This is a genomic window from Gordonia humi, assembly GCF_014197435.1.
In the GTDB taxonomy this organism is placed as follows: domain Bacteria; phylum Actinomycetota; class Actinomycetes; order Mycobacteriales; family Mycobacteriaceae; genus Gordonia; species Gordonia humi.
In genome coordinates this window covers 2,289,100-2,303,907 of record NZ_JACIFP010000001.1, presented here as the reverse complement: position 1 = coordinate 2,303,907, position 14,808 = coordinate 2,289,100, and the positions used below count along the sequence as shown (strand labels likewise).

General features: G+C 69.3%; 16 protein-coding genes. 3 read left to right on the top strand and 13 right to left on the bottom strand.

The window, feature by feature from the left end; genetic code table 11:
- Positions 1-67: 67 nt before the first annotated feature.
- Together BKA16_RS10565 and guaB are read right to left on the bottom strand one after the other, a co-directional pair.
- Positions 68-1,234, bottom strand: a complete 1,167-nt coding sequence (locus tag BKA16_RS10565; RefSeq protein WP_183370609.1) for a GuaB3 family IMP dehydrogenase-related protein — start codon at positions 1,232-1,234, stop codon at positions 68-70.
- A gap of 66 nt (positions 1,235-1,300) precedes the next feature.
- The gene (guaB, locus tag BKA16_RS10560; RefSeq protein WP_183370608.1) at positions 1,301-2,812 is read right to left on the bottom strand and encodes an IMP dehydrogenase; all 1,512 of its coding nucleotides are present in this window, start codon (positions 2,810-2,812) and stop codon (positions 1,301-1,303) included.
- A 65-nt stretch (positions 2,813-2,877) separates the two neighbouring features.
- Between guaB and BKA16_RS10555 the strand changes: the two genes are divergently transcribed.
- Positions 2,878-3,267, top strand: a complete 390-nt coding sequence (locus tag BKA16_RS10555) for a DUF5319 domain-containing protein (protein ID WP_382427077.1) — start codon at positions 2,878-2,880, stop codon at positions 3,265-3,267.
- A gap of 36 nt (positions 3,268-3,303) precedes the next feature.
- On the opposite strand, the gene BKA16_RS10550 is transcribed toward BKA16_RS10555, so the two are convergent.
- From BKA16_RS10550 to BKA16_RS10540, 3 genes are all read right to left on the bottom strand, one after another.
- Positions 3,304-4,143 (bottom strand): anti-sigma-D factor RsdA, encoded by an 840-nt coding sequence (locus BKA16_RS10550; protein WP_183370606.1) that lies wholly within the window; start codon positions 4,141-4,143, stop codon positions 3,304-3,306.
- Positions 4,140-4,715, bottom strand: coding sequence for a sigma-70 family RNA polymerase sigma factor (locus BKA16_RS10545; RefSeq protein WP_183370605.1), 576 nt, complete (start codon positions 4,713-4,715; stop codon positions 4,140-4,142). Before BKA16_RS10545 ends, BKA16_RS10550 begins: the two co-directional genes overlap by 4 nt.
- Before the next feature lie 123 nt (positions 4,716-4,838).
- Positions 4,839-5,660 (bottom strand): hypothetical protein, encoded by an 822-nt coding sequence (locus BKA16_RS10540; RefSeq protein WP_183370604.1) that lies wholly within the window; start codon positions 5,658-5,660, stop codon positions 4,839-4,841.
- 474 nt (positions 5,661-6,134) lie between these two features.
- Between BKA16_RS10540 and BKA16_RS10535 the strand changes: the two genes are divergently transcribed.
- Both BKA16_RS10535 and BKA16_RS10530 read left to right on the top strand, forming a co-directional pair.
- Complete coding sequence (locus tag BKA16_RS10535) at positions 6,135-6,380, top strand: WhiB family transcriptional regulator (RefSeq protein ID WP_221247244.1); 246 nt, start codon at positions 6,135-6,137, stop codon at positions 6,378-6,380.
- A gap of 308 nt (positions 6,381-6,688) precedes the next feature.
- Positions 6,689-7,858, top strand: a complete 1,170-nt coding sequence (locus BKA16_RS10530; RefSeq protein ID WP_183368662.1) for an IS30 family transposase — start codon at positions 6,689-6,691, stop codon at positions 7,856-7,858.
- A 72-nt stretch (positions 7,859-7,930) separates the two neighbouring features.
- Here BKA16_RS10530 and groES read toward each other — a convergent pair whose 3' ends face one another.
- The 8 genes from groES to BKA16_RS10490 form a co-directional block, all read right to left on the bottom strand.
- Complete coding sequence (groES, locus tag BKA16_RS10525; protein ID WP_183370603.1) at positions 7,931-8,227, bottom strand: co-chaperone GroES; 297 nt, start codon at positions 8,225-8,227, stop codon at positions 7,931-7,933.
- Between the two features lie 154 nt (positions 8,228-8,381).
- Positions 8,382-9,410 (bottom strand): tRNA (adenosine(37)-N6)-threonylcarbamoyltransferase complex transferase subunit TsaD, encoded by a 1,029-nt coding sequence (gene tsaD, locus BKA16_RS10520; RefSeq protein WP_183370602.1) that lies wholly within the window; start codon positions 9,408-9,410, stop codon positions 8,382-8,384.
- Complete coding sequence (gene rimI / locus BKA16_RS10515; RefSeq protein WP_183370601.1) at positions 9,407-9,886, bottom strand: ribosomal protein S18-alanine N-acetyltransferase; 480 nt, start codon at positions 9,884-9,886, stop codon at positions 9,407-9,409. Before rimI ends, tsaD begins: the two co-directional genes overlap by 4 nt.
- Positions 9,883-10,578: a tRNA (adenosine(37)-N6)-threonylcarbamoyltransferase complex dimerization subunit type 1 TsaB gene (tsaB, locus tag BKA16_RS10510; RefSeq protein WP_183370600.1), complete on the bottom strand. Its 696-nt coding sequence runs from the start codon at positions 10,576-10,578 to the stop codon at positions 9,883-9,885. Before tsaB ends, rimI begins: the two co-directional genes overlap by 4 nt.
- Positions 10,568-11,041, bottom strand: coding sequence for a tRNA (adenosine(37)-N6)-threonylcarbamoyltransferase complex ATPase subunit type 1 TsaE (gene tsaE, locus BKA16_RS10505; RefSeq protein WP_183370599.1), 474 nt, complete (start codon positions 11,039-11,041; stop codon positions 10,568-10,570). Before tsaE ends, tsaB begins: the two co-directional genes overlap by 11 nt.
- Complete coding sequence (locus BKA16_RS10500; protein WP_183370598.1) at positions 11,034-12,203, bottom strand: alpha/beta fold hydrolase; 1,170 nt, start codon at positions 12,201-12,203, stop codon at positions 11,034-11,036. The genes tsaE and BKA16_RS10500 overlap by 8 nt, the downstream gene beginning before the upstream one ends.
- Positions 12,196-13,356: an alanine racemase gene (gene alr, locus BKA16_RS10495; protein WP_183370597.1), complete on the bottom strand. Its 1,161-nt coding sequence runs from the start codon at positions 13,354-13,356 to the stop codon at positions 12,196-12,198. The genes BKA16_RS10500 and alr overlap by 8 nt, the downstream gene beginning before the upstream one ends.
- A gap of 6 nt (positions 13,357-13,362) precedes the next feature.
- Positions 13,363-14,808 carry an NAD(P)H-hydrate dehydratase gene (locus tag BKA16_RS10490; RefSeq protein WP_183370596.1) on the bottom strand — a complete coding sequence of 482 codons (1,446 nt, stop codon included), beginning with the start codon at positions 14,806-14,808 and terminating at the stop codon, positions 13,363-13,365.

Here is a 14,808-nt window from a genome sequence, read left to right as displayed (position 1 = left end):
ATTGTCACAGTGGCGAAAGTAAGTGTCGCCTAAGTTGAGTTACGACCGGTACGACACGGGCGGTGCGCTATCCGCGCACCGACAGACCGACTTTCTGGAACTCCTTGAGATCCGAGTAGCCCGCCTTGGCCATCGAACGACGCAGACCGCCGATGAAGTTGAGAAGACCGTCCGGGTCGTCCGACGGTCCGTTGAGGACGACGTCGAGCGCGACGCGTTCGGCGTCCTCGGCCACCTGCAGCAGCGCACCGCGCGGCGTGCTGGGGTGCGCGGCCGCCGACGGCCAGTACCAGCCGCGGCCGGGGGCCGACGCCGCACACGCGAGCGGAGTGCCGAGCACGGCGGCATCGGCACCGCAGGCGATGGCCTTGGCCAGGTCGCCAGAGTTGTGGATGTCGCCGTCGGCGATCACGTGGACGTAGCGTCCTCCGGTCTCGTCGAGGTATTCGCGACGGGCCGCGGCGGCGTCGGCGATGGCGGTGGCCATCGGCACACCGATGCCCAGGACCTCACCGGTCGTCGTCGCTCCTTCGGCCGAGCCGTATCCGACGATGACGCCCGCCGCGCCGGTGCGCATGAGGTGCAGCGCGGTGCGGTGATCGTGGACGGCACCGGCGATCACCGGGATGTCGAGGTCGGAGATGAACGTCTTGAGGTTCAGCGGTTCGGCGACGAGGCCGTCCTCACTGCCGCGGTCCACCAGCACGACGTGCTCGGCCGAGATGATGGTTCCGTGCACGACGAGGAGCTCGGCGCCCGCGGCGATGACGCCGGGCGCGAGGTCCGGTGCGTTCTGGGGGCTGACGCGGACGGCCGTGGTGACACCGGCGTCACGGATCTGCTTGACGATGCCCGCCAGCAGGTCCGGGTTGATCGGTGCCGCGTGCAACTTCTGCAGGTGACGGACGGCGGCCGCCGGATCCGGGTCGTTCTCGGCGATGTCGACGAGTTCGGCGATCTTCTCTTCCGGGTTCGCGTGCCGCGCCCACAGCCCTTCGCCGTTGAGGACGCCGAGCGCTCCCAGTCGACCCAGCTCGATGACCGACCCCGGCGAGCCGAGCGCATCGGTCGGGTGGTTCAGGATCGGCGACTCGAACCGGTAGGCGTCGATCTGCCACGCCGTCGACACGTTCTTCGACGACCGGGTCCGCCGGGACGGAACGATCGAGATGTCATCCAATTCGTAGGTGCGACGAGCCGTCCGGCCCATGCCGAACTCGACGAGGTCACGCAATTTCTGCGCCCTTTCGATAGGGGTGTGTCAACCGCGGGGTGCCGGGGCCGACGCGATGATGTCGGCTTACCGAGTGTAGTAGTTCGGCGCTTCGGCGGTCAGGGTGATGTCGTGCGGGTGCGACTCCTTGAGTCCGGCCGCGGTGATCTGCACGAACTGAGCCTCCTGCAGTTCCGGGATCGTCGACGATCCGGTGTAGCCCATGGCCGCGCGGAGGCCGCCGTCGAGCTGGTGGATCACCTGAGCCAGCGGTCCGCGGAACGGTACGCGCCCTTCGATGCCCTCCGGCACGAGCTTGTCCTCGGCGAGCACGTCGTCCTGGAAGTAGCGGTCCTTGGAGTACGACTTGCCCTGTCCGCGTCCCTGCATCGCACCGAGCGATCCCATGCCGCGGTAGCTCTTGAACTGCTTGCCGTTCACCAGGATCAGCTCCCCCGGCGACTCGGCGGTGCCGGCCAGCAGCGATCCGAGCATCGCGGTGGACGCACCGGCGGCGAGCGCCTTGGCGACGTCGCCCGAGTACTGCAGTCCGCCGTCAGCGACCACCGGGACGCCGGCCGCCTTGGCCACCGCGTTCGCTTCGAGGATGGCGGTGATCTGCGGGGCTCCGACACCGGCGACGACGCGGGTGGTGCAGATCGAGCCGGGCCCCACACCGACCTTCACCGCGTCCACCCCGGCGTCGATGAGCGCCTGCGCACCGTCGCGGGTGGCGACGTTGCCGCCGATCAGCTGCACACGACCGCCGAATTCGGCCTTGAGCTTGGCGATCATCTCCAGCACACCGCGCGAATGACCGTGCGCGCTGTCGACGACGAGGACGTCGACCCCGGCGTCGGCGAGTGTCATGGCACGGGCCCACGCCTCCTCGCCCGCGCCGACGGCGGCGCCGACCAGGAGTCGGCCGTCGTCGTCCTTGGTGGCGTCCGGATGCTGTTCGGTCTTGACGAAGTCCTTGACCGTGATCAGACCCGTGAGGCACCCGCTGCCGTCGACGATCGGGAGCTTCTCGATCTTGTGACGTCGCAGCAGGCCCAGCGCGGCCTCAGCCGAGACGCCCTCTTCGGCGGTGATCAGCGGAGCCTTGGTCATCACGTCGGCGACCTGGCGGTTCTGGTCGACCTCGAAGCGCATGTCGCGGTTGGTGATGATGCCGACGAGATCGCCGGTCTCATCGACGACGGGAAGACCCGAGATGCGGTAGCGGGCGCATTTGGCGTCCACTTCGGCCAGGGTGTCGGTGGGCAGGGCGGTGACCGGGTTGGTGACCATGCCCGCCTCCGACCGCTTGACGGTCTCGACGGCCGCCGCCTGATCCTCGACGGACAGATTGCGGTGCAGGACGCCCATGCCGCCCGCGCGGGCCATGGCGATCGCCATCCGCGCCTCGGTGACGGTGTCCATCGCGGACGAGACGAGGGGCACCCGGAGCGAGATCTCCCGGGTCAGCTTCGACTCGGTGCTCACAGCGTTCGGAACCACATCCGACGCTGCCGGAAGAAGCAGCACGTCGTCGAACGTCAGGCCCAACATCGCAACTTTGCTCGGGTTGTCTCCACCAGTGCTCACGCGCGTCATCGTCCCATCGTACCGAGTAACCGACAGTCCTACATTCGGGGGCGACCATGGGCTACGGTGGACTCGTGCATGACCAATTCCCCGGACTTCCGCCGGACCCGTTCGCCGATGACCCGAGCGATCCCGCAGCGGCGCTCGAGGAACTCGACCCCGGTATCCCGCTGGACGACGGTGAACGCCAGGCCGTTCACGAAGACCTCGCCGACCTCGACGTCTACGAGCGTCTTCTGGCACCGCGCGGCGTACTCGGTCTGGTCGTCATCTGCGAAGACTGTCGCGAGGATCATTACCACGACTGGGACATGCTGCGCGCCAACCTGACTCAGCTCCTGCGCGACGGCACTGTCCGCCCGCACGAGCCCGCCGTCGACCCGCATCCCGACGACTACGTCACCTGGGACTACTGCCGCGGGTACGCCGACGCCGTGTTCCGCTACAACGAACCGCGGATCTGACAGGCCGGTTTCACCGCCGACGGGCGCGAGCGGTTCCTACCGCGGGGCGGGCCGTTCCAGGAGCGTGAGGCTCGCCGAGGCGGGGCTCGTCGGTTCGACGGACTCGCGTGACGAATCCGACTCCGACGGGCGGGTGGACGGAGAGGACGGGGACGTCGACGGCTTGCTGGGCCCGGTCGTCGTATCGCTCGGGTCGTCGGTCTCCGACGACGTCGGATCGGACGAGTCCTGCGCGTCGGTCGGTCCCGAGGGCTTGGTCGTCATGGCCGTCATCCGCGGGTCGTCGGGCTTGGGGTCCTCGGACTTGCGCAGATCGGCGATGCGGTTGCGCAGGCCCGCGATCGTGTCGGCGTCGCCGACCGGACCGAGCTCCGACTCGGCGCGACTGATGTAGGTGCGCGCCATCTCCTCGTCGCCCGTTTCGAAGGCCACCTTGGCCGCGTCGAGGTTGTCCTCGACGTTCACCCGCGCCTGCGTCTGGCGGGCCTGTTCGGCGAACACGACCTGCTTGACGCTCCACAGTGCGTCACCGGGCTCGGCGCCCTCGGACATCACCATGAGACCAGCGCCGAACACGGCGAGGATCGCGGCGGCACCGGACACGATCCGCAGACGACGCGACATGGAGCCGCGTCCGTCACGGACCGCGACGGCGGCGTCGATCTGCGCGAGCGTCGGCTCGGCCGGAATCGGCGCGGCCAGAGTGTCGGCCCGCCACGCCGTGATCATCGCGGCCAACTGGTACTCGGCGTCGTCGTTGATCGGGGTCGGTCGTCCGACCGCCAGATCGCTGATGAACGCGTCGTCGTGGCCGACGGCGCCGAGGTCGACGGGTTCACCGTCGCGCGATGACTGCTGATCTCGCCGGCGGTTCATCGACGCCCACCTCCCTGTGTCACAAGTTTCTTCAGTTTCGTCAGTGCGCGGTGCTGCGCGACGCGGACCGCACCAGGACTCGAATCGACCATGTCCGCGGTCTCTTCGGCCGAGAGTCCGACCACCAGGCGCAGCACGAGGATCTCGCGCTGCTTCTCGGGCAGCTTCTCCAGGAGCAGGCGCATCTGTCGTCCCGCGTCCGCGTCCAGCGCGGACTGCTCGGGTCCGTTCGCGAAGTCGACGGTCTCGGGGATCTCGTCGACCGGATCGGCCTTGATGCGTGAGGCCGAGCGCATCGCATCCGCGACCTTGTGGGAGGCGATGCCGTAGACGAACGCCATGAATGGCCGACCCTGGTCTTCGTACCGGGGCAACGCCGTCATGACCGCCATCAACACCTCCTGAGCCACATCGTCAGCGGAGAACAGATGCCGTTCACCGGCACCCATTCGCGCTCGGCAGTACCGCAGGACCGGTTCCCGCACACTCTCGAGCACTGAGCTAAGCGCGTTGCGGTCGCCGGCGGCGGCCGCTCGGACCGCCTGGCCCAACGCATCACCTGTCAGTTTCATCGTCAATCGAGTCTCAAAGTGTTACGGGTCGATGGGAAAGGGGTTCCACGGGTCGGCCGACGGTCGGCGCGCACACTTCTCCCGGGAATCACTCCGACCACTCTATCGATCGTCGATGCGCGCTCATGCCGCCGGTTTGATCGGCATCCCGCGCACCGCGAGTTCGCGCGCGGCGGCGGCGGCACGCTGTGCGGATTTTGTCGGCTCGGGACCGCAACCCGCGAGCATCGTCGACGCCGCCCAGCTCAGCGGCAGCAATCCCGCGGTTGCACATCGCTTCTCCACCTCACCAGCGAGTTCGGCGGCATGAGCGATGTCGCCGACCGCCGCAGCGACCGCCGCAGCGATCAGATCGGTCTTGACGACGTGTCGGGGCGACGGGCAGTCGGCCGCCAACGCGACGGCGCGCTCACGCGGCGCCGTCGTGCCGGGCGTGTCGCCCGAATAGAGGGCGAGTTCGGTCTGCACCCAGGCCAGGCGGAGTCGCAGTCGATCGCCGGTGACCCAGTCGGGCGCGCCGACACCGGCGTCGGGAAGAACACTGTCGACACGATGCAGCAGACGGCGGGCACCGGAGAAGTCACCGATGCCGAGCGAGTCCGCTGCGAGCCCGGTGAGCGCGTCGGCCCACGCGGCGACCGCCCATCGGTCGCCGGTCGTCGCCGATCGCGCGACGAGTCGCGCCGCCCGCCCGTCGTCGACTCGGGCGTCGCCGTGTCGACCGGACTGCCGGGTCCATGAGGCTCGTGCGGCGTACGCCAGCGCGCGCGTGCGATCGTCACCGACGGTCCGCAGCAGCGTCTCGACGGCGCCGCGCGCGGCGGCGACGTCGCCCCGCGCCCCGAGGTCGACGGCGCGCGCCCAGCGGCCTACACCCTCCGGCGCATCGCCGCCCGCATCGGCGACACCGAACGCCGCCTCGAAACCGTCGGATTCTCTCCGCATTCCACGCCTTTCATGCATTCCGCGACGATCATCACAATTAACTTCACGTAACCCAGGGTGAGCAATGGATGGACTGATGAGAACAACGGTAACGATGCGTTCGACTGTCGGTAACTTTCGCCGCCGAACTCCTCGACCGAACCTCGGGCCGGACGGCACCGTCGATCCGCGCGAACGAATTCCCGAAACAACACATCCTCCGAGGTCACCGGGACAGTAGCCGGTGGGAACACGTTCTCACCGACGGCTCGCACGCTGATCGCGTCCTCGATTCTTCCCGTCGCCTTCTGTTCATACAACGATGTTTAACAAAGTCCGAAAACCCTGCGAATCGGCGTTTGACTCACTTTTCATCGGACCCCTACCGTGAGGTCAAGACGTCAAACGGGTCTCCCCGCGATTCTAGGAGCGAAGAGATTGATCACCACTCTCGACCGACTGCCCGGCCCCAACTCCGATTTCTGGGATTGGCAGATGAGCGGCACGTGCCGCGGACTCGACTCGTCGGTCTTCTTCCACCCGGAGGGCGAACGCGGACAGGCGCGCGCACAGCGTGAGCGTCGCGCCAAGCAGGTCTGCGCCGACTGCCCGGTCCTGGCCCAGTGCCGATCGCACGCACTCGCCGTCGATGAACCGTACGGCATCTGGGGCGGGCTCACCGAGTCCGAACGCAACCTGATGCGCCGTCGGTCCCCACGCCGACGTCTCGCGGCCGGCTGACATCCCTCGACAGAACCGCACAGACATGACAACGCCCCGCCCGGAGAATCGGCGGGTTATAGCGATCCCCGCAACACCTTGAACTTCAAGGAGTTGCGGGGATCGTGTCGTTCAATGAGTTGAAAGAGATGTTTCTTGAGACGCTGAGGTGTTCGGACATCGGGATCTCAGCCGCCGCTCGCGAGGTCGGTGTCAACCGGAACACCGCGTACGGGTGGGCGCGACGGGCCGGGATCCGTGGACGTGGGGTCAGGGGGAACGGCCCTCACCCTCGTAAGTCTGAGTACGTGCAACTACGCGCCGATGGCATGTCACAGTCAGAAGCAGCGGCCAGAGTGGGCGTCAACGTGCGCTCAGCGAGGGACTGGGACCAGGGTGTCCGGCATGTGAGTAACTCCCGTATCTATCCCGATGGCACCGTGATCGATTACAACACCGGTATGACTATGCAGGTAGAAGTTCCCGCCCTGCCAGCGGTGGAGGCCGTGCTCCATCCCCGGTATCTCTCGCTCGAGGAGCGGGAGACGATCGCTGACCTGTATCGCAGTGGCATGAGCCTGCGAGCGATCGGTCGCGTGCTGGGAAGACCTGCCTCGACGATCAAGCGTGAGCTCGATGCTCGTTCTGAGGACGGCCGCTATCAGCCCTACCTCGCCCATCGCGCCTGGGCAGCGTCGAGGTCCAGGCCGAAGTCCTCGAAGCTCGTCACCCACGTGTCGTTGCGGGAGTACGTGCAGGAGAAGCTGTCGGTGCGGTGGTCGCCGGAGCAGATCAGCCACACTCTGAGGAAGGAGTTTCCCGACGACGAGAGTATGAGAGTGAGCCCGGAGACGATCTATCAGGCGTTGTACGTCCAGGCACGCGGTGGGCTCAAGCGTGAGGTCGCGGAGACACTGCGGACCGGGAGGACACGCCGGAAGCCGCGCAAGCATCCCGGCCAGCGCATGTCCAGGTTCATCGACGAGATGGTGATGATTTCGAAGCGGCCGCCCGAGATCGAGGACCGCGCGGTGCCTGGCCATTGGGAAGGTGATCTGATCGTCGGGCCAGGCAGTGCTTCGGCGATCGTGACGCTGGTGGAGCGAACGACTCGATACGTGCTCCTGGGGCATCTGCCCGGCGGGCACACCGCCGGGGAAGTCCGTGACGTGCTCATCGGGTTGATCGGTACGCTGCCTGAGCATCTGCGGGGGTCACTGACCTGGGACCAGGGCGCCGAGATGGCAGCGCATAGGCAGTTCAGCATCGCGACTGGGGTTCCGGTCTATTTCTGTGATCCGCACTCACCCTGGCAGCGGGGCAGCAACGAGAACACAAACGGGCTTCTGCGCCAGTACTTCCCGAAGAGCACGGACCTGCGGCCGTACGGGTCTGAAGACCTTGAGCACGTCGCTCAAGAGCTCAATGGTCGTCCACGCAAAACGCTCGGCTGGGATACCCCAGCCGAGCGTCTGCGTGATCTACTGATGATGCCTTAACCATCAGGTGTTGCGAGGACCCCTAGAAACTGCCAACCGGACGGGGCGTCGTAGTCTTACGCGGATGTCGGCTCAGCCGACGACGGCGAGGATGTCGCGCGCCGAGAGGATCAGGTAGTCCTCACCGGCGTACTTGATCTCGGTTCCGCCGTACTTGCTGTAGATGACGACGTCGCCCTCGGCGACGTCGACGGGGACGCGGTTGCCTGCCTCATTGACGCGGCCGGGGCCCACAGCGATGACCTTGCCCTCGGAGGGCTTCTCCTTGGCCGAGTCGGGGATGACCAGACCCGAAGCGGTGGTGGTCTCTGCCTCCACGGTCTGCACGAGGATCTTGTCCTCAAGCGGCTTGATGTTCACGCTCGCCACGATGTCATTCCTTTTCGTTCGTGTTATACGAATAACGTTCGCGGCTCTTATAGGCGCACCGTCGCGTCGTCGCGGGTGCCGTGACGGGAGCGCCAGAGCCAACTAGCACTCTACCCATGCGAGTGCCAACGCTCAACCGGTGGGGTGGATTCAATCACAGTTTGCTGATCTGAACCGACATGCCGGGGTCGGTTGCCACGGTCAGCGGCGACGCCGGTGCGCCGCCGCCGATCACGTGCGCGCCCAGTGCGGCGACCATGACGCCGTTGTCGGTGCACAGTCGGGGTCTGGGCACACGCAGGTCGATGCCCGCCGCCGCGGTGCGCTCCTGAGCCATCGAACGGATCCGCGAGTTGGCGGTCGCTCCCCCGCCGAGGACCAGGGTCGTCACATCGCGCGTCTGGCAGGCCCGGATCGCCTTGGCGGTCAACACATCGGCCACCGCCTCCTGGAACGATGCGGCGACGTCGGGCACCGACACGTCGTGTCCGGCGCGGACCCGCCCCTCGACGTACCGGGCGACGGCGGTCTTGAGTCCGGAGAAGGAGAAGTCGAACGGCGCATCACGCGGACCGGTCATGCCGCGCGGGAACGCGATCGCGGTCGGGTCGCCGTCGCGGGCGATCGCGTCGACGGACGGGCCTCCCGGATACGGCAGATCGAGCAGACGCGCCACCTTGTCGAAGGCCTCACCGGCGGCGTCGTCGACGGTGGTGCCCATCTCGACGATCGGCCGCGACAGGTCATCGATGCCGAGCAGGTGCGTGTGTCCGCCGGAGACCAGCAGCGCCACCGACGACGGCATCGGACCGTGCTCCAGGGTGTCGACCGCGACGTGACCGCCCAGGTGGTTCACCGCGTACAGCGGCACGTCCCACGCGAGGGCGTACGCCTTGGCCGCGGCGACGCCGACCAGCAGGGCGCCGGCCAGACCCGGTCCGATGGTCACCGCGATCGCATCGGGGCGGTCGATGTCGGCGGCCTCGCGGGCGCGGGTCATGGTGGGGACCATGGCCTGCAGGTGCGCGCGCGACGCCACCTCGGGCACCACACCGCCGTAACGAGCGTGCTCGTCGACCGACGAGGCCACCTCGTCGGCGAGCAGCGTGGCCTTCTCGCCGTCCCAGTCGACGACGCCGACCCCGGTCTCGTCGCACGAGCTCTCGATACCCATCACGATCACGGGCGGTCCTCCTGTTCGAGCCGCTCCCCGCGCGGACTCCGGACCATGGTGTAGGCGTCCGCGCCGGAGGGCTGATAGTAGTTGCGCCGAGTCCCGGCGACGGTGAAGCCGTTGCGTTCGTACAGGGCGACGGCCGGCGCGTTGTCGGTGCGTACCTCCAGGAACACCGCGGCGTTCTCCGCATCGGCGACGGCCAGCAGCGCGTCCATCAGCGCCCGACCGTGGCCGTGCCCCTGGTACGCGAGATCGACGGCGATGGTGTGGACCTCGCATTCGCGGTCGCCGACCGGCCCGAGCACGCTCACTCCCGCGTATCCGACGAGGACGTCGCCGTCGCGCGCGGCGAAGTAGCGGTTGTGCTCGGCGCGCAGTTCGGCGACGAACCCGGCCAGCGGCCACGGCGAGTCGCCCGCGAACAGCTGCGCCTCGAGTTCGGCGCACCGCACCAGATCGACCTGCGTCAACGCGTCGATCACGGGTTCACCGGCAGCAGCGACTTGCGACGCTGGTCCTTGAGTTCGACCGCGTCGGGACGACGCAGGTACAGCGGTTCGAGCGGACCGGGCGTCGTCCCGAGCTCCGGAGACGCCGCTGCGGCCAGGGCCCGCGCGCTCGGATGCACGACGCCGACCTCCTCGGCGCGACCGGCGGCGATCTGCTCGGTGAACCTCGGCGGCCCGACCACCGTGTCCACCGGGGCGTCGTCGAGAGTCTCCGCGACGACGGCGGGCGCGGCGACATCGGGGCCGGCCACCCGCTCGCCGCCCGCGTACCGCGCCCAGTACACCTCGCGGCGACGCGCATCGGTCACCACGAGTGCCGACTGCTCGCCCGCCACCGAGGCGATCGCGTCGAGCGAGCACACGCCGTGCACGGGCAGACCGAGGGCGTCGCCGTACGCGGCCGCCGTCGCCAGGCCGACGCGCAGGCCGGTGAACGGTCCCGGGCCGGTGCCCGCGACCACGGCGTCCAGGTCGGCGCCGACCAGCGACGCCTCGGCGAGCACCTCGCCGATCAGCGTCGTCAGGATCTCGGCGTGCCTGCGGTGATCGTGGACGGTGCGCTCGGCGAGCGTCGTCGCCTCTCCCGTCGCGGACAGCCGGACCACTCCGGTCACCACCGTCTCGGTGGCGGTGTCGATCACCAGCACCACGGACTCACCCGTCATTGCTCACCCACTCCCACACGGCGTGCCGCGTCTCGGAATCGTCGTCGCGGCGCAGTCGCACCAGCAGATGTTCGTCGGTCAGTCGTTCGGCGACGCCCTCGCCCCACTCCACGACGACCACGCTGTCGGCCAGATCGGTGTCGAGGTCGAGCGCGTCCAGATCGTCGAGGGTGGCGTGCCCGTTCGCATCGGCCAGCCGATAGGCGTCGACATGGATCATGCCTGGACGCCCGTCGCCGCCGGACGGGTGCTGGCGGGCGATGATGAACGTCGGCGACGACACGCGCCCGGTGACGCCGAGACCCGCCCCGATGCCGCGCGTCAACGCGGTCTTGCCCGCACCGAGCGGACCGTCGAGGATCACCAGATCACCGGCGCGCAGATCGGCTGCGAGTTCACGACCGAGGGTCTCGGTGTCGACGGTGTCCGGAAGCTCTCGGCTTCCGCCTGATCGGTCAGTCATCGCTGTCTTCCTCGGAGTCGCCGCGTACCGCGACGTAGGCGGGCATCACCGGGCGGCCGAGCGCCAACCGCGACCGGGACACCAGATCGTCGATGGCGTCGTCCACCAGTTCGGGCGCCTCCATCGGCAGCATGTGGCCGCAGCCCTCCCCCACGACGAGCCGCGAGTCGTCGCCGAGCTCGGCGTACATCCGCAGCGAGTTCGGGAGCGGGGTCAGGCGGTCGTCGTCTCCGCACGCGACGACCGTCGGGACCTGGGCCAGGACCGGCAGCGCCGTCGATTCGTCGTGGCTCTCGAGAACTTTCAGAAAGTTGACCATGGTCGCGATATGCGTGTTCTGGATCATCTTCTCCACTGCGCGCCCGGCGGCCGGGCTGTTGTACCCCGGCCCGAAGCTCGCGGCCACCAGGACCGGCTCGACGATGCGTCGGGTCACTCCGCGCCCAGCCTGGACCGCACGCGGAATGTAGCGGACCGAGGCGGTCAACGCGTCGACGATCGGGTTGTTCAATCCCTCGCCGAGTCCGGCCTCGGTGATGCCGCGCGCCGCCGTGGACACGAGCGCGACGCCCGCGATGCGGCCGCGGTGCCCGAACAGCTTCGGGTGGCGGCGGGCCAGGGACATGATCGACATGCCGCCCATCGAGTGACCGACCAGGACGACGGGACCCGTGGGTGCGACGGCGCGGATCACCGCATCGAGGTCGTCGCCGAGTTGGGCCATCGTGGAGCTGCGTGCCGACGCCCGGTCGCTCGCACCGTGTCCTCGCTGGTCGAAGAACACCATCTTGATGCGCCGATCGGACCACCGCTGCGCGAGGTGGTAGCGCTGGAAGTGCCAGGACGCCATCCGCAGGGTGAAGCCGTGGACGAAGACCACGGTGAGTTCCGGGGTGCTCTGGCGTCCCCACGGCTGTCCGTCGCGGTCCGCGGCCGGACCGGTGACCACCGAGCGTACGGCGAGCGCGACGCCGTCGTCGACGGTCACGGTGGACGCCTCGTCGCGGTAGATCGAGGTGAAGTCGACGTCGCGGTGCGGATCACCGACCGGCGCCTTGCGTGTCCGGCGGCGGCGCATCGCCCCGCCCGCGACGTCCCTGCCCAGGACGCCGACCTGGGCGAGCCCCGATCGCCACGCTGGTCGTCTCTGTCGATCAGTCATCGTTCTCCCCCTGCGATGGTCCCCCGACATAACAGCGCTGCGGGCGTGACCCGATGCGCGAGATGATCTCGTAGTCGATGGTGCCGATCTGATCGGCCCAGTCGGTGGCGGTGGGGACACGGTCTCCGTCCGCGGCCGAGGACGGACCGAACAGCACCGCGCGGTCGCCTTCCCGCACCCCGCCGCCGTCGGGCCCCAGGTCGACGACCAGCTGGTCCATGCAGATGCGGCCGACGCTCGGAAACAGTCGGTCGCCGATGTGGACCTGCAGCCGCCCGGACAGTTGCCGTGGAACGCCGTCGGCATAGCCCGCCGGGATCACGCCGAGCACGGTGTCGGCGGGCGCGTGCCAGGTGTGGTTGTAGGAGACGCCCTGTCCGGCGTCGGCCTTCTTGACAAGCGCGACCTGCGTCTCCAGGGTCATCGCCGGGATCAGTCCGAAGTCGCCGCGGGACGGGACCGGCGAATAGCCGTACAGCGCCAGACCGGGGCGGACCGCGTCCCGCGACAGGTCCGGGCGGGTCAGTGCCGCGGGCGAGTTGGACATGTGGACCACGCGCGGCGTCGCACCGCGTCGGGCCAGGTCGGCGACGGCGTCGTCGAGCCGCTGCGCCTGCAGGTCATTGTGCGGGTCGTCGGGCTCGTCGCCGAAGGCGAGGTGACACATGACGCCGTGGAGCCGCACGGACTCCTCGGCCACGGCGGCGGCGAGTTGTGCCGCGGCGGTCTCCCACTCCTCGCGCGCGATGCCGCTGCGCGCGAGACCGGTGTCGACCTTGACGGTGACGGTCGCCGTGGTGCCCGCGGCGCGAGCCGCGTCGATCACGGCGGTCAGCTGACGCGGCGAGCTGACCGCGACGTCGATGCCGTCGGCGACGGCGCCCGCGTAGTCGGAGTCGGGCCGGTGCAGCCAGGCCGTGATGTGCGCGTCGATGCCGCCCGCCCGCAGTTCGCGCGCCTCCCGGATGCTCGCGGTGCCGAGCGCCTGCGCCCCCGCGGCCAGGACTGTGCGAGCGACCGGCAGGGCCCCGTGGCCGTAGCCGTCGGCTTTGACCACGGCGATCACCTCGGCGCCCGAGCGCGCGCGGAGGACTCCCACGTTGTGCGCGATGGCGTCGAGGTCGACGGTGGCTATCAGGTTGGCGATGGTCATCGCGCTCTATTGTCGCAAATGCAGGAGCGCGCGCAGCGCGGGTGCGACGGCGGCCGCGAGGTCGGACGCTCCGATCGGGGCGCCGCCGCTGGCCGTCGCCGCGGCGCGGGCGTGGAGCCGGGCGGCCATGGTCCCGGCGACGCGCGGCTCGATGTCCGCCGCGAGGAGCGCTCCGGCGATGCCGGAGAGGACGTCGCCCGACCCCGCGGTGGCGGCCCACGACGATTCCGCGTCGGTGCCCCACGCGGTGCCGTCGGCGTCGACGACGAGCGTCGTACGGCCTTTGAGCAGCACCGTCGCGTTCAGATCGGCGGCCAGCACGCGTACCGCGGCGAGCCGGTCGGTCTCGAGTAGGCCCGCGGCGGCGCTGCCCGCGGCGGTCGCCAGACGCGCGAACTCGCCCGCGTGCGGGGTCAGCAGGGTGGGTCGTTCGCGGGCACGCAGGTCCGCGCGCAGATCGTCGTTCGCCGCGAGGACGGTCAGGGCGTCGGCGTCGATCAGGACGGCGACGTCGTCGGCGAGGACTTGCCGGAGAAGGTCGGCAGAATCACGTCCGGTGCCGTATCCGGGGCCGATCACCCAGGCCTGCACTCGGCCGGCGGCGGCGAGGTCGGTCACGGCGACGGTCTCGGGACGATGCGCGACCACCTGCGGCGCGGCGGGGCCCACATAGCGAGTCATTCCGGAGGTGGCGGCGATCGCGGCGGTCGTCGCCAGAATCGCGGCACCGGGGTAGGCCGTCGATCCGGCGATCACCCCCACCACGCCCTGGGTGTACTTGTCGTCGCGTGGGCCGGGGAGCGGCCACCGCGCGGCGACCTCGGCGTCCGTCGGCGACTCGACGGCCGGCGTCGGAACCGGAATCCCGATGTCGGCGACGGTGATCGCACCGCACGAGGACGCCGCGAGCAGATGGGCGAGGCGTCGCAGGGAGAAGGTGACGGTCGCGTCGGCGTGCACCGACGGATCGTGGACGATGCCGGTGTCCGGGTCGATGCCCGACGGCAGATCGACGGCGACCACGGGTGTGTCTCCGAGCGCGGCCATGATCGAGGCGGCGGGCTCGCGGAGCGGTCCGCGTCCGCCGAGTCCGACGATCGCGTCGACGACGAGGTCGGCGCCGTCCACGGTGTCGACGAGCGTGCCGCCCGCGGCGCGGAAGTCCGCCAGCGCGGCCGCGTGGACGCGGTCCGGGGCGGTCAGTACCGCGCGGACCCGGACGCCCCGCCGTCGCAGGTGACGGGCGGCGTAGAGGGCGTCACCGCCGTTGTCGCCCGCACCCACCACCAGGACCACGGTGGCTCCGTAGACGCCGCCGCGCACGGCCAGCTCGGCCGCGACGACGTGCGCCACGGCGTGCGCCGCGCGCGCCATGAGCACACCGTCGGTCAGCAAGTGTCCCGTGGCGCGTTCGGCGTCCCGGATCGCGTCCGCCGTGTGGAATCCGATCAC